The sequence below is a fragment of the Frigoribacterium sp. PhB118 genome, from assembly GCF_003751725.1.
Classification (GTDB): domain Bacteria; phylum Actinomycetota; class Actinomycetes; order Actinomycetales; family Microbacteriaceae; genus Frigoribacterium.
On sequence record NZ_RKID01000001.1, the window covers coordinates 694,567 to 717,664 of the forward strand.

Consider the following 23,098-nt stretch of genomic DNA (forward strand, 5'->3'; position numbering starts at 1 on the left):
GCGACATGGTCGCCACACCGGAGGTCAGGAGCAGGACCCCTTGGTGCCGATGCCGCTCGACGAGATCGGCAGGCCGGGCGACGTGACGTCGAGGGTCGCCGCCGACGGCGTGACGTCCACGGCGGTGAGGGTGGTGCCCTGGGGCAGGTACTGCGCGGCGCACACGTCGAAGGCGTAGCCGCCGATGAAGGGGGCGAGGTCGAGCGACACCGACGTGTCCCGCAGCGACGCCGTGGTCGGGGTGAGCGAGATGACCCGGCCCTCGCTCGTGATCGAGGGGGTCGCGACGACGTCCACGGGCACGACCGTGTTCACCAGCGGGATCGTGAAGTCGCGGGCGTAGGTGACCTCTCCGTCGCCGAAGGAGATCGCTCCGCCGCTCTCCTGCACGGCCGCGAGCCCGTTGACGGTCGCCGAGTCGGCGGTGACCGTGCCGGTGATGGCCCCGGTCGATCCGCTCAGGTCGGTCGGCACGTCTCGGACGTCGAAGTCGAACGACAGACCACCCGAGGACCCGGCGGACGAGATGGTGGCCTGCTCGATGGTGCCCTGCACCAGCTGCCAGAGCATCGAGAAGCCGCCGATCTGCACGTCGACGGGACCGGCCGCGTCGCCGAGTTGCTGCGAGATCTGCTTCTCGGCCTGGTCCTCGGCGACCGTCCGCACGACGAGGTCGGCGACCACGGCCAGGATCCCCAGGACGACCACGATCCCGAGCAGGACGAAGACGACGATGCCGAAGCCGCGGCCTCGGCGACGGGCGACGGGCTTGGCCTCGAAGAAGTCGGAGTCGATGTCGCTCATCGGGCCATCTTGTCAGCCGGGTGGCGAGGGACGCTCACGCCGCGCCTCCTGCGGTCGAGACCGAGGAGGCGCGGCGCGCGAGGTCACATGCGGTCGGGTGCCGAGACGCCCAGCAGTCCGAGGCCGTTGCGGATGACCTGGCCCGCCGCGTCGTTGAGCCACAGACGGGTGCGGTGCAGGTCGGTGACCTCGTCGTCGCCGAGCGGTGTGACGCGGCACGTGTCGTACCAGCGGTGGTAGGTGCCGGCGAGTTCTTCGACGTAGCGGGCGACGCGGTGCGGCTCGCGCAACTCGGCGGCCTGGACGACGACGCGGGGCAGCTCGGACAGGGCGCCGAGCAGGGCGCTCTCGGTCTCGTGCGTGAGCAGCGACGCGTCGAACGCGTCCCGCGTCACGCCGGCCGCCTCGGCGTTGCGCCCGACCGCACGGGTGCGCGCGTGGGCGTACTGGACGTAGAAGACGGGGTTGTCGTTGCTGCGCTTCGTGAGCAGGTCGAGGTCGATGTCGATCGAGCTGTTCACCGGGCTGCGGACCAGCGAGTACCTGCCGGCGTCGACGCCGACGGCGTCCACGAGGTCCTCCATCGTGACGACGGTGCCCGCACGCTTGGACATGCGCATCGGTTCGCCGTCGCGCAGCAGGTTGACCATCTGGCCGATGAGGATCTCGAGGTTGACGCCCGGCTCGTCGCCGAACGCCGCGCACATCGCCATCATTCGACCGACGTAGCCGTGGTGGTCGGCGCCGAGCATGATGAGGTTGCGTTCGAAGCCACGTTCGCGCTTGTCGAGGTAGTAGGCCAGGTCGCCGGCGATGTAGGCGGCCTCGCCGTCGCTCTTGACGATGACGCGGTCGCGGTCGTCGCCGAAGTCGGTGGTGCGCAGCCAGGTGGCGCCCTCGGACTCGTAGACGTGCCCGAGCTCGCGGAGCCGGGCGATGGCGCGCTCGACGGCCTGGGATTCGTGCAGCTCGTTCTCGTGGAAGTACACGTCGAAGTCGACGCCGAAGTCGTGCAGGGACGACTTGATGTCGGCGAACATGAAGTCGACGCCGGCGGCGCGGAAGACCTCTTGCGCCTCGTCACGCGGCAGGGCGGCGGCGTCGACGCCGGTCGAGGCCACGACGCGCTCGACGATGTCGCCGATGTACTGCCCGCCGTAGCCGTCGTCGGGGGTGGGTTCGCCGAGTGCGCTGGCCAGGAGGCTACGGGCGAAACGGTCGATCTGCCCACCGTGGTCGTTGAAGTAGTACTCGCGGGTGACGAGCGCGCCCTGCGCCTGGAACACGCGGGCGAGGCTGTCGCCGACCGCTGCCCAGCGCACGCCGCCGAGGTGGATCGGGCCGGTGGGGTTCGCCGAGACGAACTCGAGGTCGATGGTGACGCCCCGGTAGTAGTCGCCGCGACCGTAGGACTCGCCCTGCTCGACGATCGAGCGCGCGAGGAGGCCCGCGGCCGCGGCGTCGAGGCGGATGTTGATGAACCCGGGGCCCGCGACGTCGACGTCGGCGACCCCGTCGACCTCGGCCAGGTCGGCCGCGATGTCGGTGGCGAGCTCACGGGGGTTCGTGCCGACGCGCTTGGCGAACTTCATGGCCACGTTCGACGCCCAGTCGCCGTGCTCGCGGTTCTTCGGACGCTCGAGCGCCACGTCGCCCTCGGTCACCGCCACGTCGACGGTGCCTCGGCGTTCGAGGACGCCCTGGACGACGGCGAGCAGGGACGTGGAGAGTTCGGCGGGAGTCACGAGGGTCGATCTTACCGGGAGGCACGGAGACGACGGCGAGCCCGACGTCGGTGATGATGGAGGGATGAGCCCCGCCTCGACCCGCTCCCCCGTCGTCCTGCGCACCCTCGTCGTGACGGGTGCCCTCGCCCTGACTCTGACCGCCTGCACGGCACCGTCGCAGGCCGCGCCGAGCGCGACCCCGACCACGGGCGAGGAGTCGTCCTCCACCCCCGTCGGGACGCCGACGGCGGCGGCCACGCCCGAGCTCGTGAGCACCCCGTTCGACGTCGACTGCGGCGAGCTGCTCGATCCCGGCTCGCTCGCCTCCTGGTACCCGGGGTTGACGGCCGTCGCCGACGACGAGGCGAGCGGCGACGCGAGCCGCGACGGCGAGGCCCTGCAGCAGGTCGCCGACGCGGACGGCACGACGTGCACGTGGCAGGACTCCAGCGGCGCCACCGTCACGGTCGGTGTCGCGCACTTCGACGCGGACAGCCTCGACGAGCTGGCCAACGACCTCGTCGCGACCAGCAACTCGGTGCCGACCTTCGGCGTCGAGGGCTACTTCGACACCCCCGGTGAGATCGGCACGGCCGAGGCGTTCTCGTCGCCGGCGTTCGTCGTCGCCCGTTCGACGACCTTCCTCGAACCCGGCGACGCCGAGCCGGTCGTGTCTGCCGTGCTGTCGGCGCTGAAGCAGGTCGACTGAGACCGAGGGCGGGAGGCGCGCTCCGGTGAGGAACGCGGCCTAGGCGACCAGCGCCTCCTGGTCCGTTCGCGAGGCGACGGACGCGGCGAGGCGCCCCGCCTCGACGGAGGCGCCCAAGGACGCCAACAGTGCCTCGAGCTGGCCGACCGGGGCTCCTCTGTCTTCGGGGTGCCACTGCACGCCGACGACCGGGGCCGAGTCGTGCTCGACGGCCTCGACGGTGCCGTCGGAGGCGCGGCCGACGACGCGCAGGCCCTGGCCCAGGCGGCCGACGGCCTGGTGGTGCGCGCTCTGGACGACGGGCTCGGTGCCGAGGGCCCGGGCGAGGCGACTACCGGGCTCGAGCCCGACGGCGTGCGGGTGCATGAGCTGGTCGACCGGCGCGTCGGGGGTGCGGTGCACCCCGTCGTGGTCGTCCAGGTGTTGCACGAGGTCTCCGCCGAGGGCGACGTTGATCAGCTGGTGGCCGCGGCAGACGCCGAGCAGTGGGGTGCGGCGAGCGACCGCGCGGCGCACGACGGCGAGCTGGGCCTCGTCGGCCACGGGGTCGTGGCGACCCTCCCCCGGGTAGCCGGTCGCGCCTCCGTAGAGACGGGGAGAGAGGTCCTCGCCACCGAGGACGACGATCGCATCGGCGTCAGCGGTCACGCGCAACAGCTCGTCGGTGCCGAGGTCGCCCGCGGCGAAACGCGTCGCCTGCCAGCCCGCGGCCTCGGCGGTCGCGCGGACTCGGGAGTTCATGTCGTCGACGTAGGCGTGGTACTCGGGGGCGTGCGGCCGGTGCCGGGCGACCTCGACCACGGCGAGACGCATCGAGGCGACGGCGGGGTCGCTCGGGCGGGTCGACGGGGCGGCGTACGAGGTCATGGCTCCATGCTGCCGTCGGGACGGGCGCCCTGCCAGGTGCGTGTCGTCGCGTTACGCCGCTGCGGCGGCAGCGGTCGCGCCGCCGGCTCCCTCAGGGGTGGTCAGGGCCACAAGGAGGCGCGGGTCCAGCCGTCGCCGTCGCGGTCGTACCGCAGGCGCACCTGGTCTCGGCCCGTGGTGGCCTGCCAGAACTCGATCGAGGTGGGGTCGACCCGCCAGGCCGTCCAGTCGTCGGGGACGAAGGTGTCGTCGGACTCGATCGTGGCCTTGGCCTCGGCGAGGCGACGCCGCGTCTCGGCCTCGTCGGTGATCGGGCTGCTCTGCGGCTGCGTCATCGCGACGGCGCGCGAGTCGGGGTGGCGAGCGGTGAAGTCCTTCTCGCTGACGTCGCGCGGACCGGGCGTCGCCCGGCCGAGCACGCGGACCTGGCGGCCCTGCTCGCGCCAGTACAGGGTGAGCGCCACCCGGGGGTTCTCGGCGATCTGCCGTCCCTTCGGGCTGATCGACGAGGTCGCGAACCAGAGGGCACCGTCGTCGACGTCCTTGAGGAGCAGGGTGCGGGCCGTGACGTCGCCGTCGGACGACGAGGTCGAGATCACCATGGCGTGCGGCTGGGCGACGTCCTGGTCGACGGCCTCGACGAGCCACGCGACGAACTGGTCGACCGCGTCGTCGGCCACGTCGTCGACGTCGAAGGTGGGCAACTCGGGGTGGAAGACCTTGGCGGAGCGGAGACGCTCGCGCAGCGTCGGACCCTCGGGGTCGGTGCGGTCGGAACGGGTGCCGGAGTCGGCTCGGTCGGTGCTGGTGTCGTCGGTCACTCCCCCACGATGCACCTCCCGCGGCGGGGCCGTCCCAGGCCGGACCGATTCGCTGCTAACCTGGACGACGTTCCCGGGCCCCCATAGCTCAGGGGATAGAGCACTGCCCTCCGGAGGCAGGGGCGGCAGTTCGAATCTGCCTGGGGGCACCACTTCTTCTCTCGAAGCCCCTCTCGATGCGCAGGCCTTCCGGTGCCGCGGTCGAACGGCCCCGGCAGGTCAGTCGGACTGCTGGCGGCGGGCGCGGTCGGCGTCGTCGCGGTCGAGCTCGCGACGCAGGACGCGTTCGGGGACGGCGACGTGCTCGGCGGCCTCGCGCATGCTCGCTCCCCCGGCCCGTAGCTGACGGGCCGCGTCGAGGCGGCGTCTCGAGACGGGGGGCTTCGGGGTCTGCGCCACCCGCGCCTCCTGCCGTTTGCGGGTCTCGGCACGGTGCAGCTCACCGCCGACCTGCTCGTCGAAGCGGGCCAGGGCGGCGGTGACGCGGAAGAAGAAGCGGCCGTAGGCGTTGAGCTCGTCGATCTGCTCGTCGATCGAGCGGAAGGCGACGCCCAGGGCGTCGAGGGTCGCCATCACCCCCACCAGCTCGGCCACCGAGCGGCCGATCCGGTCGACGTTCGTCACGACGAAGACGTCGCCTTCCCGCAGGCTGCCGATGGCCTTGGCGAACTCGGGGCGGGACTGCCTGGTTCCGGTGGCGTGGTCGACGAAGACCCGTTCGCACCCGCCCGCCCGCAGGCGCTCCACCTGGCGATCGGACGACGGGTCGTCTCGCGAGATGCGGGCGTACCCGACGACGGTCACGGTGGGCCTTCCGGCGAGGCGAGGGTGGACAGAGAGGTGAGGCCCCGCCGACGGCGAGGCCTCGAGGACGTCCGCCGGGAGGCGTGCGTCAGTGGTGGGTCGAGCTCAACTGTAGGTGAGCGCGATCACGGCGACGTCGAGCGTGCGGTACGAACCCTCACGCCGGACGGCGGTGCGGACGCGACCCCGCAGCACCTCGAACAACCCGTCGGACTCGTGCACGAACCCGATCACCCCGGCGGTCGGCGTCGACACGCGGTGGAATCCGTCACCCAGGGGGACGACCTCCGCTCGGGACGTGCGCTCCAAGACAGCACCCATGATGTCTCCTTCTTCGTTCTCCGGCCCTCGTACCGGGCCGTCATCGCAGCGTACCCCGCAGGTGGGGTACAAGTCCCCGTGGAGTTGTCAGACTGGTCCTCTGACTCGTTCCTCGGACAGAGGCGGGGCCTCGCCGTCCGATCAGGCCGGCGGAGCCTCGGGCAGGGCCCCACGACGCCGTCGGCGACCGGCCGCGATCGTGACCCCGACGCTCGCCGCCGTGACGCAGGCGAGGGCGACGACCTCGCGCACCCCGAGCGCCTCGCCGAGCACGACGAGGCCGGCCAGGGCTGCCACCGCCGGCCCCAGGCTCGACAGGACGCCGAACACGCGCGTCGGCAGCCGCCGCAGCGCCACCGACTCGAGCGCGTACGGGATCGCGGAGGTCAGGGCGGCCACCACGAGGAACACCAGCAGGAGGCGCGGGTCGGCCCGGACGGCCACCGTCGCGTCGTGCGCCCCGAACGGGACGACCACGAGGGCGGCGACCAGCATCGCGGTCGCGAGGGCGCCCATCGGGTCACGGCCTCGACCCAGGGCGGCGTTCGCGAGGATGTAGCAGGCCCAGAACGCCCCGGCGCCGAGGGCGAGCAGCACGCCGACGACGGGGATCGCCCCGGTCGAGTCGGAGCCGAGCAGCACGACCCCGGCGAGGGCGAGCAGGGCCCAGGCCGCGTCCCACCAGCGTCTCGTCTGCACGAGTGCCACGACCAGCGGACCGAGGAACTCGAGGGTGACCGCGACCCCGAGCGGCACGACGTCGATCGCGAGGTAGATGAGCGAGTTCATCCCGGCGAGGGCGAGACCCAGCAGGACCACGCCCGGCCACGTCCGGCGGGGCCACCGCCAGGGGCGCGGTCGGAAGACGAGCACCAGGAGCGTCGCGCCGAAGGCGAGGCGCAGGCTGGCGGCGCCCAGCGGTCCCAGGGCCTCGAAATGCGTCTTGGCGAGGGCGGCCCCGAACTGCACCGAGACGATCGCCGCGACGGCGAGCAGGGGCGACGGCACACGGCCGAGGGGGCTGGGGTTCACGGGGCTCCGGGTTCGTCACGGGGTGCGCGGCGGCACAGTACGATCGTGGCATGAGCGACGCCTTCTCCGTCATCTCGCCGGTGGTGGAGCTCTTCGGCTGGTTCGGGTTCATCGTCGGCACGCCCTTCCTCCTGGCCGGGTGGGTGCTCCGGCGCCGCGCGACCCGCCTCGAGAGCACCGTCGGCGTGGTCATCCCGCCGCCCGACTGGGCCCGTGCCGCCACCGCCCGATGGATGGACGTCGACGGGCAGCTGCACGAGACGCAGTTCGGCGACGTCCCGGTGACGACGCCGCTCGAGACCGAGCTCACCGTGCACTACGACCCCGACCGACCCCACCGGGCCCGCGTCCACCCCCCGCACGAAGACGGACGGGCGCCCCGCACCGTGGGGGTCGTGCTCTACGCCGTCGGGGCGGTCTGTGCCGTCGCGTCGGTGGGCCTGCTCTTCGTCTCCTGACCCGTCTCGCGGCCGGTTCGACGTCACCCCCTGCGGGCACAGGGCACCCCGGGCGGTCTGACGGGGGCCGTCGATAGACTCCCCCGCAACGAGCGAGGGGAGCGTCGTGAGCACGAGATCCACGACCGGCCGACGACCGGCGAGACGAACGGTGACCGCCGTCGCCGCGGCGGTCCTGGCCGTGGTCGGCACGATCGCCTTCGGTGCGGTCCCGGCCCAGGCCGTCGAACCGGTCGAGTTCTCGGGCGCCTACGTGGTCGACCAGGCCGACGTGCTGTCGAGCGCGGACGAGGCCGAGGTGACCGACGCACTCGACCGGCTCGCGACCGACACCGGCGTCAACCTCTTCGTCGTCTACGTCGACTCCTTCTCCTCGCCTTCCGACCGCACGGCCTGGGGCGAGGCGACGGCCTCCCTGAACCAACTGGGTGCGAACGACGTGCTGCTCTCGGTGGCGGTCGACGACCAGTTCTACGACCTCTCGGCCGACACGTCCGTGATCTCGGAATCCGATCGGCAGGCGCTGCAGACCGACGTCGTCGTGCCCGAGCTGCGTGACGGCGACTGGGCCGGTGCCGCCGTCGCCCTCGCCGACGGCATCCGCAGCGACGAGGCCGGGCCCGACCTCAGCTGGGTGCTCTGGGCGCTGCTCGTGCTGGTCCTCGTCGCGGCGGCCGTCGCCGTCGTCGTCGTGGTCCGCCGGGCACGACGTCGACGCAGCGAGTCCGATGCGCAGAAGGCCCGCCAGGACGAACTCGACAAGCGTGCCGCGCGGGTGCTGGTCGCCCTCGACGACGAGTTGACCGCAGGCGCACACGAGGTCGGTTTCGCGGCGGCACAGTTCGGGGACGACGCGGCCCGGCCGTTCGCCGAGGCGCTCGACGCGGCCCGGGTGCACGCCCGCGAGGCGTTCGCCCTGCAGCAGAAGTTGGACGACTCCGTCCCCGACTCCCCCGAACAACGCCTCGAGTGGACCACCCGCATCATCGAGTTGTGCGAGGCGGCCGACGCGTCGCTCGCCGAGCAGTCCGCCGCGTTCGACGAGCTGCGTGAGGCCGAGGGGCGGGCGCCGAGCGACGTGGCGGCCCTCCCCGGCGAGGTCGCGACCCGACGAGCCCGGCTCGCCTCGGCCCGCACCCTCATCGGCGAGCTGACCACGATCTACTCGGCGCGGGCGGTCGCGTCGATCGACCAGAACGACGACCAGGCCGACCGTCTGCTCGAGTTCGCCGACGAGAGGGCCGGTACGGCGGCGACCGCGCTGGCGTCGTCCTCCACGTCGGAGGCCGTCATCGCCGTCCGAGAGGCCCGTCAGGCCCTGGCGCAGGTCGACCAGCTGCTCAGCGCGGTCGACGGGGCCGCCGAGTCGCTGCGGACGGCGGGCAGCACCATCTCGGCCATGACCCTCGACCTGCGGCAGGACATCGCGACGGCCGAGGGGCTGCCCGACGGTTCGGCCCCGCAGGGCGTCGACGTCGCCGGCTCCGTCTCGGCTGCGCGGGCCTCCATCGCGCTGGCCGAGACGACGACCGACGACCCGCTCGCCGTCGTCGCCTCGCTCGGTGCTGCCAACGACCGCATCGACCAAGTGCTGGCGGCCGTGCGCGACGACTCCGAGAAGCAGCGCCGGGCCCAGGCGGCCCTCGACCAGGCGCTGCTGACCGCGCGGAGTCAGATCAGCGCCACCCGCGACTTCATCGAGACCCGTCGCGGCGGCATCGGCCCGCAGCCGCGCACCCGGTTGTCCGAGGCCGAACGTCACCTGGCCACCGCGGTGTCGCTCGCGACGTCCGACCGCGACGCCGCACTGTTCGAGGCCCACCAGGCCGTCCAGTTGTCTCAGGCCGCAGCCGCCGGTGCCGAGGCCGACGTCTCGTCCTACCAGCAGGCGAGCCCGTTCGGCGGCGGAGTCGGCACGCGGGGGTCGGCCGGGGCCGATCTCGGCGGCATCGTCACCGGCATGCTGCTCGGTGGACTCTTCAGCGGGGGTGGCGGCGGCTTCGGCGGCGGCGGCTTCGGTGGCGGAGGCGGCGGCTTCGGCGGGGGCGGCGGCTTCGGCGGTGGGGGTGGCGGCGGAGGCGGCCGCAGCTCGGGCGGCGGACGGTTCTAGGGCCCGCCCGTCACGGTCCACGCCCCGTTCCGCCCCATCCGCCCCAATCCGCCCCCCTCCGCCCCCAGACAGCAGCACGACCGACAAGCCGAGCACCACCCCACGGCACCACCTCTCGAAAGGACGCACCATGGCAAAGCAGTCGATCTTCGGACGCATCGCGCAACTGACCCGCGCGAACATCAACAGCCTGCTCGACCAGGCCGAGGACCCCAGCAAGATGCTGGACCAGATGGTCCGCGACTACACCAACAGCATCGCCGAGGCCGAGGAAGCCGTCGCGACCACCATCGGCAACCTGCGCCTCCTCGAGCAGGACCACGCCGAGGACGTCGCCGCCGCCGCGGACTGGGAGCGCAAGGCCCTCGCGGCGAGCAACAAGGCCGACGAGCTGCGCTCGTCGGGCAACACGGTCGACGCCGACAAGTTCGACGCCCTCGCTCGCGTGGCCCTCGGCAAGCAACTGCAGAGCGAGAAGGAGGCGAAGACGGCAGAGCCGCAGATCGCCTCCCAGACGGACGTCGTCGACAAGCTCAAGACGGGGCTGAGCGGCATGCGGTCCAAGCTCGACCAGCTCGCCGCCAAGCGCGACGAACTGAACGCGCGCTCGAAGACCGTCGAGGCCCAGACCAAGGTCGCCGACGCCGTCCAGAGCATCGACATCCTCGACCCGACGAGCGAGATCAGCCGCTTCGAGGACAAGGTCCGCCGTGAGGAGGCCAAGATGCTCGGTCGTCAAGAGCTCGCGGCCTCGAGCCTCGACGCCCAGTTCGAGGGCCTCGACGACCTCGGGGAGCAGACCGAGGTCGACGCCCGCCTCGCCGCCCTCAAGCTCGGCGCGCTCGACAAGTGAGCCAGCCGCCGCCCGTCACGCCTGCGCCGGTGGACGTCCCGCCGGTGCAGGCGCGCCGGGCGGCACCCCGCCTGATGGGCGTCGACGTCGCCCGCGGCCTCGCCGTGCTCGGCATGTTCGCCGCCCACATGTGGCCTCGGCCGCTGCTCGACGAGCGCGTCTTCGACGGACGATCGGCGATCCTCTTCGCGACCCTCGCCGGCGTCTCGCTCGGTCTGATGTCGGGAGGCGCCCGGCCGACGCCCCGTGGCGGTCGAGGGCGGGTCGTCGGTGGGATCGCCATCCGGGCGGGCCTGCTCGTCGTGCTGGGCCTCGCGTTGCAGGCCTGGAACCCGTACCTCCTGGTGATCCTGCCCTACTACGGCGTGATGTTCGTCCTGGCACTGGGGCTGCTCTTCGCCCCCCGGGCCGTACTGTTGGCGGCCGCCGCCCTGCTCGCCGTCGTGGCCCCGTGGCTGGCCTCGTCCGTCCCCGTCGACGCCTACGGCGACACCGCGGTGTCCGGCGCCGCCGGCCTGGCGACCCAGGCCCTGCTCGTCGGCGCCTACCCGGCGCTGGTCTGGACGCCCTTCCTGCTCGTCGGTCTCGTCGCGGCTCGTTCCGACCTGATCCGCACCCGGACCCAAATCACGCTGATCGTCGCCGGGACGTCGGCCGCGATCGTGGGGTACGCGGCGCGCTTCCTGCCCGGCGCCTCCTCGATCCCCTGGTTCGACCCGGCCGACCACGAAGGCATGCCCGCCGAGATCGTCGGCTCGGGCGGCGTCGCCGCCGCCGTGCTCGGACTGCTCCTGCTCGCCACCACCCCGCGTCGTCCCGTGACGCCCGAGGGTCGGGGACGAGGAGGCGCGGCTGCGGTCGTCCGCACCGTCCTCCGGCCCCTCGCGGCCACGGGCGCGCAACCGCTCACCGTCTACGCGGCCCACGTGCTGATCACCGCGCCGCTGTTCACCGTGTACCGGTTGTCCGACCCGGCCGCCGCCTACGGTCTGCCCCTGGGCCACCTGGTCGTCGCCGTCGTCCTCACGCTCGTCTACGCCACCCTCTGGCAACGGTACGTCGGGCGCGGGCCGCTGGAGCGCGCCGTCGGGGCGCTGAGTCGTCCCTGGGCCTGGAGCACGGGCCCCCGCCCGTGACAGACTGACGCCCGTGAGGTTCGTCGTGGTTCCACAGTGGCAGGGTTCTCCGTCGTCGCGCGCCATGCGGCTCGCCGAGGGTGCGTACGCCGTCCTCGGAGACCTGCCGTCGACGGCCACCACCCTGGTCGAGGTCCCGGTGGGTGCGGGCGACTCGCTCGGCACGCGGGTGCACCGGCTCTCGTCGGTGCTCACCATCGCCGAGTCGGTCGGACGCGAGCTGCGGGCCGACGACTCCCCCGCGATCGTGGTGGGCGGCGACTGCGGCGTCGAGTTCGCCGCGGTCCGCCACGCGGTCACCCCCCGCACCGCCGTGGTCTGGTTCGACGCGCACCCCGACCTCCACAGCCCGCGCAGCAGCGAGAGCGGTGCCTTCAGCGGCATGGTGCTGCGGGCCCTGATCGGTGACGCCACCGAGGACCTCCCGACCATCGGCCCCGGTCCGACGCCCGAACCGCTCGACCCCGCCCGGGTCGTGCTCGCCGGGGCTCGCACCTACGACGACGCGGAAGACCGCTACATCGAGAGCCGCCACGTCCCCACGGTGTCGTCGCTGGACTTCGACCCGGCCGAGGTGGTCGCCGCCGTCGAGGCGTCCGGCGCCACCGAGGTGTACCTCCACGTCGACCTCGACGTGCTGGACCCGGGGGTGATCGAGGGCCTGCTCGACCCGCAGCCGTTCGGTCTCGAGCTCGGGGTGTTGATCGAGACGATCACGGCCCTGAAAGAGCGCTTCTCCCTGGTCGGCGCGGGCCTGTGCTCGTTCGCGCCGGTCGACGCCGCGGCCGCCTCCGACGACATGGGCCCGATCCTGCGCATCCTCGGAGCCCTGTCCCGATGAGCGCGGGCCCCCCGAGCGCCGCCCCGGCCGACCCCGCCGCCTCCGCGGCCGACCGTCCGCGCGTCACGGTGGAGCGGGACGGCCACGTGCTGCTGATCGGCCTCGACCGGCCCGAGAAACGCAACGCGGCCGACCTGCGGATGCTGCGCGAACTGGCCCTGGCCTACGGCGAACTCGACCGCGACCCCGACCTGCGGGTGGGGCTGCTCTTCGCCCACGGCGACCACTTCACCGCCGGACTCGACCTCGGCGACGTCGTGCCCGCGGTCACCGCGGAAGGCCTCGACGTGGTTCCCGAGGGCGGCCTCGATCCGTGGCAGGTCCACGGCCGCCAGGTGGGCAAGCCCGTGGTGATGGCCGTGCAGGGCACCTGCCTGACCCTCGGGGTCGAGCTCGCCCTGGCGAGCGACGTCGTGGTGGCGAGCCGGGACGCCCGCTTCGGCCAGATCGAGGTGAGCCGCGCCATCCTCCCCTTCGGTGGCGCGACGATCCGCCTGCCACGACGGATCGGCTGGGGCGACGCCATGCGGTACCTGCTGACCGGCGACCTCCTCGACGCCGAGGAGGCGCGGCGCATCGGACTCGTGCAGGACCTGGTGGACGTCGGGTCGGCATTCGACCACGCCCGCGACCTCGCCCGTCGCATCGCCGCCCAGGCACCCCTGGCCGTGCAGGCCACCCTGGCGAACGCCCGGCTCGCAGTCCGTGACGGCGACGCCGCGGCCGAGGCCCGCCTGCAGCCCGAGCTCGTGCGGCTGCTCGCCTCGGACGACGCCCGGATCGGGTTCGAGGCCTTCGTCTCGCGGACCGCCGCCGAGTTCACGGGACGGTGACCGCGCCTCCTCGGTCGTGGGCACACGAAAGAGCCCGCCCACCCCGAGGGGTGGACGGGCCCGAGAACGAGGCGGATCGGCCTACTTGAAGACGTCCTTGACGTCTTCGCCGACCTTCTTGGCGGAGGCACCGGCCTGGTCCTTCTGACCTTCGGCCTTCAGCTCGTCGTCGCCCTTGCGGTCGCCGAGAGTTTCTTTCGCCTTGCCGGCGATGTCCTGAGCGGCGTTCTTGATCTTTTCGTCGAGTCCCATGTGTGCCTCCTCGTAGGTTGACGCGCTCCCCCGCAACGATCGCGATGGTGCGCTGATGTGAGGGACGCTACCCGTGCCTCCCGGATCTCGCTCGTGCCGTTCAGGAAAGACCCAGCAGGGTTTCACGAAACGGCCACGCCCGCCCGGGGACCCGCCTGAGAACGCCGGGCCCCGGGCGACTAGCGTCGGGGCCATGACGACTTATGACCTCATCGTGATCGGAGCCGGCGCTGTCGGCGAGAACGTGGCCGACTACGCCACCCGCAACGGGCTCAAGGTGGGGCTCGTGGAAGCCGAGCTCGTCGGGGGCGAGTGTTCGTACTGGGCCTGCATGCCGTCGAAGGCGCTGCTCCGCTCGAGCGCGGTCGTCCGTGCGGCGAAGTCGCTCGACGGGGCCAAGCAGGCCGTGACCGGTGACGTCGACGTCGCCGCCGTGCTGCGTCGCCGCGACTCGTTCACCAGCAACTGGGACGACTCGGGCCAGGCCGACTGGGTCGAGGGCGCCGGCATCGACCTGATCCGCGGGCACGCCACCATCACCGGCGTCAAGGAGGTGACGGTGAACGGCGAGGTGCACCACGCGACGTACGCCGTCGCCGCGGTGACCGGTTCGTCGGCGCTCCTGCCCGACATCCCCGGCCTCGCCGAGGCGAAGCCCTGGACCAGCCGTGAGGCCACGAGCGTCGAGTCGATGCCGCAGAGCGTCGTCATCGTCGGCGGTGGCGTCGTCGCCGCCGAGATGGCCACGGCGTACCAGCAGCTCGGCTCGACCGTCACCCTGATCGCCCGCAGTGGTCTGCTGGGTGGCCAGGAGCCCTTCGCCGGCGAACTCGTGGCCGACTCGCTGCGGGGTCTCGGCGTCGACGTGCGCCTCGGGGTCTCGCCCTCGACCGTGCTGCGCACCGAGCACGACACGGTCGAGGTCACCCTCGACGACGACTCCACGGTCGTCGCCGACGAGATCATCGTCGCGACCGGCCGTGTTCCCCGCACCTCCGACCTCGGCCTCGAGAACGTCGGGCTCACCCCGGGCGACTGGCTCGACGTCGACGACACCATGCTCGTCAAGGGCACCGACTGGCTCTACGGCGTCGGCGACGTCAACCACCGCGCCCTGCTCACCCACCAGGGCAAGTACCAGGCCCGCGCCGCCGGCGAGGTCATCGCCGCCCGCGCCTTCGGAAAGCCCGTGCACGCCGAGCCGTGGGGTGCACACGTCGCGACCGCCGACGACGCAGCAGTGCCGCAGGTCACCTTCACCGACCCCGAGGTCGCGAGCGTCGGCCTCACGGCCGACGCCGCCGGCAAGCGAGGCATCGACGTCAAGGTCGTGGACTACGACCTCGCCGCGGTCGCCGGTTCGGCGATCCACTCGGACGAGTACGCGGGCCAGGCGCGGCTGGTCGTCGACGAGTCCCGCGGGGTGATCGTCGGCGCGACCTTCGTCGGCCCGGACGTCAGCGACCTGCTGCACGCCGCCACGATCGCCGTCGTCGGCGAGGTGCCGATCGACCGGCTGTGGCACGCCGTCCCGTCGTACCCGACGGTGAGCGAAGTCTGGCTGCGCCTGCTCGACGCCTACGGCCGTCCGTGAAGAACCCCCTGCTCGACTCCCCGATCTCGAGACTCGGCTGCGCCTGGGCGACGGTCGTCGGTCTCGCGGTCGGGGTGCCGCTCAGCGTGGGGCGGGTCCGCATGGTCGGTGACCTCATCGTGTGCAGCGGCCTGCCCCGCTGGGCGTTCAAGCGGGGAGGCACCTGTGTCGGTCGGGTCTACCTGACCCGGGACAACGACGGGCCGCGCGTCCTCGAACACGAGGCCGTGCACGTCCGTCAGTGGCGGAGGTACGGCATGCTGATGCCCGTACTGTACTTCCTGGCCGGCAGCGACCCGCTGTCGAACAGATTCGAGATCGAGGCCGGCCTCGAGAAGGGCGGATATCGATGACCCGCACCGTGATCATCACCGGGGCGAGCAGCGGCATCGGCCGCGAGGCCGCCCGCGAGCTCGCGAAGGGCGGCGCCGAGATCGGCGTCGTCGGACGCAACCCGGAACGCACGCAGGCGGTCGCCGACGAGGTGGGCGGGACGGCCTTCCTGGTCGACTACGACCGGCTCGACGACGTCCGGTCGTTGGCCGACCGGTTGCTGGAGCGCTATCCCCGCATCGACGCCCTCGCCAACAACGCCGGAGGTCTCGTCAGCGAACGAGGCCTCACCGCGGACGGGTTCGAGCGCACCCTCCAGTCGAACCACCTCGCACCGTTCCTCCTGACCAGGCTCCTCCTGCCCCGCCTCGTCGAGAGCGGTGGCCGGGTCGTGTCGACGGCCAGCGCGGCCAACCTGCTCGGGCACGTCCGACTCGACGACCTCAACTGGTCGAAGCGTCGATGGGCCGGGGGCTGGCGTCAGTACGGCACGACCAAGATCGAGACCGTCCTGTTCATCCGCGAACTGGCGAAGCGCACGGGCCTCGACGCGTTCTCGTTCCACCCGGGCATCGTGATGACCGGCTTCGGCTCGGATTCACGCTCGATGCGGGTCGCGAACGTCCTGACCAACGGCAACTACGGCATCTCGGCGTCGGCCGGCGCCGTGCCGTTGATCCAGCTCGTCGGGCCCACGACGATCTCGGTCGAGAGCGGCACCTACTTCGACCAGCTGTCGCCGCACGGTCGCCTGCACCGCCAGGCCACCGATCCCCTGCTCGCCGAGGCCCTCTGGGAGCGGACCTCCGAGCTCGTCGGTGTGCCCGCCGAGGTCTAGGCGCGACCGGGGCACGAGACGAAGGAGGCGCGACCGACGTGGTCGCGCCTCCTTCGTCGTCGAGGGCCTCGCCTCAGGACTCGGACTTGCCGACCCGCCAGTAGCCCATGAAGGCGACCTGGCGCCGGTCGATGCCGACCTCGCTGACGAGGAAGCGTCGGAGCGTCTTGATCGCCCCCGCCTCGCCGGCGAACCAGGCGTACAGGTCGGAGCTGACGGCGGTGCCGCGCGGATCGTCGCCCTGCGGGACGTCCCAGAGGATGTCGTGCTCGATGTCGACCTCGCTCACCTCGACGCCGTGGTGCCAGGCGGTCACGTAGCGGGCGGTCCAGCGGCGGACGGCGACCACCAGGGCCTCGCCGTGACCGGACGTGGCGTCTCGCCTCGGCAGCCAGTGGACGTCGACCCCGGGAGGCGCGACGAGGTCGAGCTCGTCGGCCGCTGTCGGGATCTCGATGAAGACGCACCCCCGGGCGTCGACCGGCAGGGCCTCGACGATGGAGCAGATTGCCGGGGCCGCCGTCTCGTCGCCGGCCAGCAGCACGGTGCGCGCGTCACCCGGTGACCACTCGACGCCGCTGCCGGTGACGCCGCTCGTCGCGTCGGGCCCGATCAGCATGAGCTCGTCACCGACGCGCGCGCGCCCGGCCCAGGCCGAGGCGGGGCCGGTGTCGCCGTGGCAGACGAAGTCGACGTCGACCTCGCGCCTCTCGGCGCGGGCGGCCCGGGCCGTGTAGGTGCGGAAGGCGTTCTGCTGCTCGGGCGGCAGGGCGCGCCAGGAGGCGTACCAGTCGTCGGTCGGGAACGTGTCGTAGCCCGTGGCCTCGAGGGGCAGGACGACCTTGATGCGCTGGTCGAGGCCGTCGACGCCGAAGTCGCCCAGGTCGTCACCGGTGAACGTGATGCGCACGAACGACGGAGCGAGGCGACGCACGGCCGCGACCCGGACGCGGTAGGGGCGGTGGGCCGGCTTCGCCGGGCGCTCGACGGTGGCGGCGGACGTGGACGTGCCCGGGGACGTGATCGTCATCGAGGGAGCCGGTCAGGCCGCGGCGGGGGTGCCGACGTGGAAGAGCTGGTGCAGGTCGTGCCGCAGGTCGTAGGCGAACGAGGGCGGGCCGCCGATCCAGACGACGTGGTCACCCGTCGCGACGGTCTCGGGTTCGACGTACATCTCGCCGAGCCACGCACGGACCGCCCGCTCGAGGGCCTGGCCGGGGGCGCAGGCGGTGCCGGTGCCGGGCACGCCCGAGCGGCGGTCCCGCGCGAGCCAGGTGACGGTGACGCGCCCCGGCGAGGCGAGCGGCACGACGTCGGCAGCGCTCTCGACCTCGACGAACACCTGGCCCCTCGCGCAGATCGGCAGGACCGAGAGCATCTCTCGCAGGACGGGGATCGAGGTCGCGTCGGCGGCGAACAGGACGCGCAGGGCGTCGTGCGGCAGGGGCGGGTTCTGGTCTACGAGGAGCATGACCCCTTCAATATAGGTAAGGCTTGCCTCATCCGCCACACGGGTCTCTCGATTGACAGCGACCTCGCTGCCGTGATGGTAAGTTCTGACGGGTTCGGGAGTCCGTCAGCGACGCCCGGCGCAAGGGGCCGTGCCGTGTCCGACAGCAACACGGTGACGGATCGCGTGGACCGGTTCAGCAGCGACCGGGACTCCCCCGCCGAACGACCGAGGGGCTCTCCCGCGCCCCCGGTCCCCCGTCGCCGTGGACGATCCGCCACGGCCATCCCCGGAAGGCCCCACCAGGTGCGCACCCTCCCCCTCTCCGCCGCCGTCGCCGCGCTGTTGCTGCTCGCGACGGGTTGCTCGTCCGCCTCGTCCCCCGACGGGTCGGGCACCCCCGACCCCGACGCGACCGTCACGGTCGGCCTCGTGCTCGAGCCGAGCGACCTCGACATCCGCACCACGGCCGGCATCGCGCTCGACCAGGTGCTGATCGACAACGTCTACCAGGGCCTCGTCGGCCGCACGCAGGACAACGAGATCCGCGACGTGTTGGCCGCGAGCCACACGGTCAGCGACGACGGCCTGACCTACACGTTCACGCTGCACGACGGCGTGACCTTCCACGACGGGGCCGCGATGACGGCCGACGACGTCGTCTGGTCGCTGTCCCAGGTCAAGGACGACGCCTCGCTCGCGAGCCATTCCGACCTCGCCGCGGTCTCGACCATCACGGCGCCCGCCGCCGACACCGTCGTGCTGACGCTCTCGCGACCCGACTCGTCCCTGCTGTTCGACCTCACCGGTCGCGCGGGCCTCGTGCTGCAGCAGTCCGCGACGAACGACCTCTCGACGACGGCGAACGGCACCGGCCCCTTCGAGCTGACGAGCTGGCGACAGGGCGACAACCTGCAGCTCGGGCGCTTCGACGACTACTGGGGCACCCCGGCGAGGGTCGCGGGCGTGACCTTCCGCTACGTGACCGACCCGTCCGCGGCGATCAACGCCTCGATCTCGGGTGACGTCGACGTGCAGACCGCGGTCGACGCGACCCTGTCGACCCAGCTCGACGGCGTGGACGGCATCACCCTCGAGAAGGGCAAGACGACCGACAAGTACACCCTCGCATTCAACAACGCCGTCGCCCCCTTCACCGACGCGAAGGTCCGCAAGGCCCTGCGCCTCGCGATCGACAACGATGCCCTGATCGCCGCCGTCGGCGGGTCGGCGGTGGACCAGGGGGGCCCGATCCCCGAGCTCGACCCCGGCTACGAGGACCTCACGAGCGTCGAGTCCTACGACCCCGACGAGGCGAAGGGCCTGCTGGCCGAGGCCGGTCACGACGGTGACCTCTCGCTCACCCTCGAGTACCCCAACGTCTACCCGGCCGCCATCGGCGACGTGCTGACGACGCAACTCAAGGCGGTCGGCGTCACGTTGACGGTGCAGCAGGTCGACTTCAGCACCTGGCTCGACGACGTCTACGTGAACAAGGACTTCGAGCTCAGCATGGTCAACCACGCCGAGACGCACGACTTCGCGAACTGGGCGAACCCGGACTACTACTGGGGCTACGACAGCGCCCCCGTGCAGCAGCTCTACGCCGAGTCGATCGCGGCGACCGACCCGGAGGTTGCCGACGAGAAGCTCGCCGAGGCGGCGACGATCGTCTCGGAGGACGCACCGGCCGAATGGCTCTACACGGCCACGACGCTGACGGCGATCCACGACGGCGTCACCGGGTTCCCGACGAGCTCGACCACGACCCGCCTCGACCTGGCTGACCTGGCCACGACGGAGTGACCCGCTTCGTCGTCGGCCGCCTGCTCCTCTTCGTCGGGGGGCTGGTCGTCGCCAGCGTGCTGATCTTCGCGACGCTGCGGTTGCTGCCGGGCGACGTCGCCCAGGCGATCGCCGGCACGACCGGCTCACCCGAGCAGGTCGCCGCCCTCCGTCAGCAGCTCGGCCTCGATCGTCCCATCGTCGTGCAGTACCTCGACTGGGCCGGCGGGCTGCTGAGGCTCGACCTGGGCGAATCGCTCGTCACGGGGACGCCGGTGGTCGACGAGGTGCTCGACAAGCTGGCCGTCACCCTGCCGCTCGCGGGGCTGTCCCTGGTCTTCGGATTGCTGATCGGCATCCCGCTCGGCGTGACGAGCGCGCTCCGCCGTGGCCGCGCCTCCGGGGTCGTCCTCGGCACCGGGGCCCAGCTGCTCGCTGCCGTGCCGGTCGTCTGGGCGGGCATGCTGCTGATCGCCGTCTTCGCCGTGACGCTGCGGTTGCTGCCGACGCAGGGGTTCCCGGCCGACGGGTGGAGCGAGCCCGGGCGGGCCTTGCGCTCGCTCGTGCTGCCGGCCCTCACCATCGGCATCGTCGAGGGGGCCGTGTTGTTGCGCTTCACCCGGTCGGCGGCGCTCGGGGCCCTCGACCAGGACTACGTGCGGACGGCCGCCGCCAACGGCATGACCCGGTCCCGCGCCCTCGTGCGACACGGGCTGCCCAACGTGATGCTCAGCATCGTGTCGATCCTCGGCCTGCAGGTGGCCGGCCTGATCGTGTCGGCCGTCGTCGTCGAGCAACTCTTCACGCTGCCCGGGCTCGGCCGCATGCTGGTGACCGACGTCGGCCGCCGGGACCTGACCAAGGTGCAGGGTGAACTGATGACGCTGACCACGCTCGTGCTGTTCATCGGCCTCGTGATCGACGTCGTGCACCGGCGGCTCGACCCGCGCCTCCGCGAGGGCGACCGATGAGGCGCGGCGCGTTCGTCCGCGAGCTGCTGCGTCGACCGCAGGGCGCATTCGGCGCCGGCTGGCTGACCCTGATCGTCCTGTCCGCCGTGGTCAGCCGGTTCTGGACCCCGCTCGACCCCTTCGACACCGACCCCTACTCGGCCTGGCTGACGCCCTCGCTCGGTCACCCCTTCGGCACCGACTCGATCGGCCGCGACATCTTCAGCTACGTCGTCGCGGCGACCGGCACGACGGTCGTGGTCGCCGTCGCCTCGGGCGTGGTCGCCACCGTGGTGGGGGTGGGACTGGCCGCCCTCGGCTCGTTGACGTCTCGCTGGGTGCGCGAGTCGGTCGCCGTGCTGATCGACGTGCTCGTGGCGTTCCCGACGCTCCTGATCGCCATGGCCCTCGCCGCGGCGTTCGGCGGGTCCCTCACCGTCGTGGTCGTCGCCGTGGGGATCGGCTACGGCGTGACGATCGCCCGGGTCAGCCGGTCCGAGATCCGTCAGGTGGCGCGGACCGACTACGTGCTCGCCGCCCGGGCGAACGGGCTCGGCACCGGGGCCGTGCTGCGTCGCCACGTGCTGCCGAACATCGCGCCCGTCTTCGTCGTCCAGCTCTCGCTGTCGATGGCCACGAGCGTGCTCGCCGAGGCCGGACTGTCGTTCCTCGGCTACGGCGCCCCGGCCGACACCGCCTCGTGGGGGCGTCTGCTGAGCGACCTGCAGAAGTTCATCGGCGTGCACCCGGGGTCGGTCGTCTGGCCCGGGCTCGCCATCACGCTGACCGTCCTGGCGCTGAACCTGCTGGGCGACGCCGTGCGCGACGCCTCCGATCCCCGGTTGCGGTCCCGGCCGGCGGGACGTGGCACCCCGGGCTCCCCCACGACGCCGGCTCCGTCCACCACTTCCCCGCGGGCCACCGCCCCGGGCACCGCAGGCACCCCGACCACCCCGGGGGTCGTCTCGTGAGCCTGGTGATCGACGACCTCACCGTGACCGTCGGCGGCCGCCGCGTCGTCGACGGCCTCTCGCTCGACGTGCCCGACGGTGCGAGGGTCGGACTGATCGGCGAATCCGGTTCGGGCAAGTCGATGACGACGCTGGCCGTGCTCGGCCTCCTGCCCGACGGCGCCCGCGCGACGGGCAGCATCCGGCTCGACGGACGCGAACTGCTCGGAGCGTCCGAGCGCGACCTGGCCGGCCTGCGCGGCCGCGTCGTCGGCACGGTCTTCCAGGACCCCCGCACGGCGCTCGACCCCGTCGTGACCGTCGGGCGACAGATCGCCGAGCCCCTCCGCCTGCACGGCCGCGTCGGTCGCCGGGACGCCCGCTCGCGAGCGGTGGCCGCGGCCGCCGAGGTCGGCCTGCCCGACCCCGAGACCGTCGTGGACCTCTACCCGCACCAGCTCTCGGGTGGTCAGCGGCAGCGGGTCGGCATCGCCATGGCGCTGATCAACCGGCCGGGGCTCGTCCTCGCCGACGAGCCGACCACCGCGCTGGACGTCACCACGCAGGCCGAGGTGCTCGCGCTCTTCCAGCGCCTGGTCGACGAGCAGCGGACGTCGCTGCTCTTCGTCACGCACGACCTCGCCGTGCTCTCGCGCATCACCGACCAGGCGGCGGTGCTGTCGCACGGGCGCGTCGTCGAGCGGGGCCCCGTCGAGCAGCTGCTGCACCGCCCCGGGCACGAGGTCACCCGCGGGCTCGTCGAGGCCACGAGGGCGACGACCTGGAGGGCCTCGTGAGCGACCCGACCACCGCACCCGCGCCTCCTCTGCTCGTCGCCCGGGGCCTCACCCGCACCTTCATCCTGCCGCGCCGGTCGCCCTTCCGACCGGGCCCGGTGCGCCACGCCCTGGTCGACGCCGACCTCGAGGTCGCCGCCGGCGAGAGCGTCGCCTTGATCGGCGAGTCCGGCTCGGGCAAGTCCACGCTCGTGCGCCTGCTGCTGGCCCTCGACCGGGCGACGTCCGGCACGGTGACCTTCGACGGGCGCACGGTCGCCCCCGACCGCGCCTCGCGCCTGCGCTGGCTACGGCGCCAGACGGGCATCGTCCTGCAGGACCCCTACGCCTCGCTGGACCCCCGCATGCGCGTGGGCGACACCGTGGCCGAGCCGTTGCGCGCCCTGCGCGTCGAGGGCGACCACGACCGCCTGGTGGCCGAGATGCTCGAACGCGTGGGCCTCTCGGCGCACGACGCCGAGGCCTGGCCCCACGAGTTCAGCGGGGGCCAACGGCAGCGCATCGCCCTGGCCCGGGCCCTCGTGCACGGGCCGCGGCTGCTGATCGGCGACGAGCCCATGAGTGCGCTCGACGTCACCGTGCGGGCGCAGATCCTCGAGCTGCTGCGCGAGCTGCGCGACGAACGCGGGCTGTCGCTGCTGCTCGTGTCGCACGACATCGGACTCGTGCAGCACCTCGCCGACCGGGTCGCCGTGCTGCGAGACGGTCACATCGTCGAGCAGGGCCTCACCGACGACGTGCTGCGTCGACCGCGGCACGACTACACGCGGACGCTGGTCGACTCGGTGCCGACGCTCGACTGAGCCCCGGCTCGTCAGCGGTGCCCACGCGGC

General features: G+C 72.6%; 25 protein-coding genes and 1 tRNA gene. 16 read left to right on the forward strand and 10 right to left on the reverse strand.

Going from position 1 to position 23,098, the window contains the following annotated elements; genetic code table 11:
* Positions 1–24 precede the first annotated feature (24 nt).
* Together EDF21_RS03130 and argS are read right to left on the reverse strand one after the other, a co-directional pair.
* On the reverse strand, positions 25–804 hold the full coding sequence (locus EDF21_RS03130; RefSeq protein WP_123570245.1) for a DUF2993 domain-containing protein: 780 nt from the start codon (positions 802–804) through the stop codon (positions 25–27).
* Between the two features lie 83 nt (positions 805–887).
* Positions 888–2,549 (reverse strand): arginine--tRNA ligase, encoded by a 1,662-nt coding sequence (gene argS / locus EDF21_RS03135; RefSeq protein WP_123570246.1) that lies wholly within the window; start codon positions 2,547–2,549, stop codon positions 888–890.
* A 64-nt stretch (positions 2,550–2,613) separates the two neighbouring features.
* Here argS and EDF21_RS03140 point away from each other — a divergent pair, with 64 nt between their 5' ends.
* Positions 2,614–3,240, forward strand: coding sequence for a hypothetical protein (locus EDF21_RS03140; RefSeq protein WP_123570247.1), 627 nt, complete (start codon positions 2,614–2,616; stop codon positions 3,238–3,240).
* A gap of 39 nt (positions 3,241–3,279) precedes the next feature.
* Here EDF21_RS03140 and EDF21_RS03145 read toward each other — a convergent pair whose 3' ends face one another.
* Together EDF21_RS03145 and EDF21_RS03150 are read right to left on the reverse strand one after the other, a co-directional pair.
* Positions 3,280–4,107, reverse strand: a complete 828-nt coding sequence (locus EDF21_RS03145) for a gamma-glutamyl-gamma-aminobutyrate hydrolase family protein (RefSeq protein ID WP_233568341.1) — start codon at positions 4,105–4,107, stop codon at positions 3,280–3,282.
* Between the two features lie 101 nt (positions 4,108–4,208).
* On the reverse strand, positions 4,209–4,928 hold the full coding sequence (locus EDF21_RS03150) for a pyridoxal 5'-phosphate synthase (protein ID WP_158612839.1): 720 nt from the start codon (positions 4,926–4,928) through the stop codon (positions 4,209–4,211).
* A 77-nt stretch (positions 4,929–5,005) separates the two neighbouring features.
* On the opposite strand from EDF21_RS03150, the gene EDF21_RS03155 reads away from it, so the two are divergent.
* Positions 5,006–5,080: transfer RNA gene (locus EDF21_RS03155), tRNA-Arg, on the forward strand.
* A gap of 67 nt (positions 5,081–5,147) precedes the next feature.
* Here the strand turns inward: EDF21_RS03155 and EDF21_RS03160 are convergent.
* The 3 genes from EDF21_RS03160 to EDF21_RS03170 form a co-directional block, all read right to left on the reverse strand.
* Positions 5,148–5,732 (reverse strand): recombinase family protein, encoded by a 585-nt coding sequence (locus tag EDF21_RS03160; RefSeq protein WP_123570249.1) that lies wholly within the window; start codon positions 5,730–5,732, stop codon positions 5,148–5,150.
* Between the two features lie 105 nt (positions 5,733–5,837).
* Positions 5,838–6,053: a hypothetical protein gene (locus tag EDF21_RS03165; RefSeq protein ID WP_148053617.1), complete on the reverse strand. Its 216-nt coding sequence runs from the start codon at positions 6,051–6,053 to the stop codon at positions 5,838–5,840.
* Positions 6,054–6,194: 141 nt separating this feature from the next.
* Positions 6,195–7,085 (reverse strand): DMT family transporter, encoded by an 891-nt coding sequence (locus EDF21_RS03170; protein WP_123570250.1) that lies wholly within the window; start codon positions 7,083–7,085, stop codon positions 6,195–6,197.
* A gap of 50 nt (positions 7,086–7,135) precedes the next feature.
* On the opposite strand from EDF21_RS03170, the gene EDF21_RS03175 reads away from it, so the two are divergent.
* From EDF21_RS03175 to EDF21_RS03200, 6 genes are all read left to right on the forward strand, one after another.
* Positions 7,136–7,543, forward strand: coding sequence for a hypothetical protein (locus EDF21_RS03175; protein WP_123570251.1), 408 nt, complete (start codon positions 7,136–7,138; stop codon positions 7,541–7,543).
* Positions 7,544–7,649: 106 nt separating this feature from the next.
* Positions 7,650–9,653, forward strand: coding sequence for a TPM domain-containing protein (locus EDF21_RS16825; protein ID WP_123570252.1), 2,004 nt, complete (start codon positions 7,650–7,652; stop codon positions 9,651–9,653).
* 130 nt (positions 9,654–9,783) lie between these two features.
* Positions 9,784–10,506: a PspA/IM30 family protein gene (locus tag EDF21_RS03185; RefSeq protein ID WP_123570253.1), complete on the forward strand. Its 723-nt coding sequence runs from the start codon at positions 9,784–9,786 to the stop codon at positions 10,504–10,506.
* A gap of 29 nt (positions 10,507–10,535) precedes the next feature.
* Positions 10,536–11,642 carry a DUF418 domain-containing protein gene (locus EDF21_RS03190; RefSeq protein WP_123570254.1) on the forward strand — a complete coding sequence of 369 codons (1,107 nt, stop codon included), beginning with the start codon at positions 10,536–10,538 and terminating at the stop codon, positions 11,640–11,642.
* A 13-nt stretch (positions 11,643–11,655) separates the two neighbouring features.
* Positions 11,656–12,483: an arginase family protein gene (locus EDF21_RS03195; RefSeq protein ID WP_370274445.1), complete on the forward strand. Its 828-nt coding sequence runs from the start codon at positions 11,656–11,658 to the stop codon at positions 12,481–12,483.
* A complete protein-coding gene (locus EDF21_RS03200) occupies positions 12,480–13,316 on the forward strand; it encodes a crotonase/enoyl-CoA hydratase family protein (protein WP_123570256.1) in 837 nt (278 codons plus the stop codon). Before EDF21_RS03195 ends, EDF21_RS03200 begins: the two co-directional genes overlap by 4 nt.
* A gap of 81 nt (positions 13,317–13,397) precedes the next feature.
* Here the strand turns inward: EDF21_RS03200 and EDF21_RS03205 are convergent, their stop codons facing one another.
* On the reverse strand, positions 13,398–13,568 hold the full coding sequence (locus tag EDF21_RS03205) for a CsbD family protein (RefSeq protein ID WP_123570257.1): 171 nt from the start codon (positions 13,566–13,568) through the stop codon (positions 13,398–13,400).
* Between the two features lie 193 nt (positions 13,569–13,761).
* On the opposite strand from EDF21_RS03205, the gene EDF21_RS03210 reads away from it, so the two are divergent.
* Genes EDF21_RS03210 through EDF21_RS03220 form a run of 3 tightly spaced genes read left to right on the forward strand, consistent with a single transcriptional unit; the run spans position 13,762 to position 16,333 of the window.
* The gene (locus tag EDF21_RS03210; protein ID WP_123570258.1) at positions 13,762–15,162 is read left to right on the forward strand and encodes an NAD(P)/FAD-dependent oxidoreductase; all 1,401 of its coding nucleotides are present in this window, start codon (positions 13,762–13,764) and stop codon (positions 15,160–15,162) included.
* Positions 15,159–15,515 (forward strand): Fe-S oxidoreductase, encoded by a 357-nt coding sequence (locus EDF21_RS03215; protein ID WP_233568342.1) that lies wholly within the window; start codon positions 15,159–15,161, stop codon positions 15,513–15,515. Before EDF21_RS03210 ends, EDF21_RS03215 begins: the two co-directional genes overlap by 4 nt.
* Entirely contained in the window at positions 15,512–16,333 is an 822-nt protein-coding gene (locus EDF21_RS03220; protein WP_123570259.1) for an SDR family NAD(P)-dependent oxidoreductase, read from the forward strand. Before EDF21_RS03215 ends, EDF21_RS03220 begins: the two co-directional genes overlap by 4 nt.
* Before the next feature lie 73 nt (positions 16,334–16,406).
* Here EDF21_RS03220 and EDF21_RS03225 read toward each other — a convergent pair whose 3' ends face one another.
* Positions 16,407–17,363, reverse strand: a complete 957-nt coding sequence (locus EDF21_RS03225; protein ID WP_123570260.1) for a siderophore-interacting protein — start codon at positions 17,361–17,363, stop codon at positions 16,407–16,409.
* A 12-nt stretch (positions 17,364–17,375) separates the two neighbouring features.
* The gene (locus EDF21_RS03230; protein ID WP_123570261.1) at positions 17,376–17,804 is read right to left on the reverse strand and encodes an SIP domain-containing protein; all 429 of its coding nucleotides are present in this window, start codon (positions 17,802–17,804) and stop codon (positions 17,376–17,378) included.
* A 285-nt stretch (positions 17,805–18,089) separates the two neighbouring features.
* On the opposite strand from EDF21_RS03230, the gene EDF21_RS03235 reads away from it, so the two are divergent.
* Genes EDF21_RS03235 through EDF21_RS03255 form a run of 5 tightly spaced genes read left to right on the forward strand, consistent with a single transcriptional unit; the run spans position 18,090 to position 23,068 of the window.
* Positions 18,090–19,589 (forward strand): ABC transporter substrate-binding protein, encoded by a 1,500-nt coding sequence (locus tag EDF21_RS03235; protein WP_233568343.1) that lies wholly within the window; start codon positions 18,090–18,092, stop codon positions 19,587–19,589.
* Entirely contained in the window at positions 19,586–20,539 is a 954-nt protein-coding gene (locus EDF21_RS03240; RefSeq protein ID WP_123570263.1) for an ABC transporter permease, read from the forward strand. Before EDF21_RS03235 ends, EDF21_RS03240 begins: the two co-directional genes overlap by 4 nt.
* Entirely contained in the window at positions 20,536–21,489 is a 954-nt protein-coding gene (locus tag EDF21_RS03245) for an ABC transporter permease (RefSeq protein WP_123570264.1), read from the forward strand. Before EDF21_RS03240 ends, EDF21_RS03245 begins: the two co-directional genes overlap by 4 nt.
* Positions 21,486–22,265, forward strand: coding sequence for an ABC transporter ATP-binding protein (locus EDF21_RS03250; protein WP_123570265.1), 780 nt, complete (start codon positions 21,486–21,488; stop codon positions 22,263–22,265). Before EDF21_RS03245 ends, EDF21_RS03250 begins: the two co-directional genes overlap by 4 nt.
* On the forward strand, positions 22,262–23,068 hold the full coding sequence (locus EDF21_RS03255) for an ABC transporter ATP-binding protein (protein WP_199736194.1): 807 nt from the start codon (positions 22,262–22,264) through the stop codon (positions 23,066–23,068). Before EDF21_RS03250 ends, EDF21_RS03255 begins: the two co-directional genes overlap by 4 nt.
* Positions 23,069–23,098: the final 30 nt, after the last annotated feature.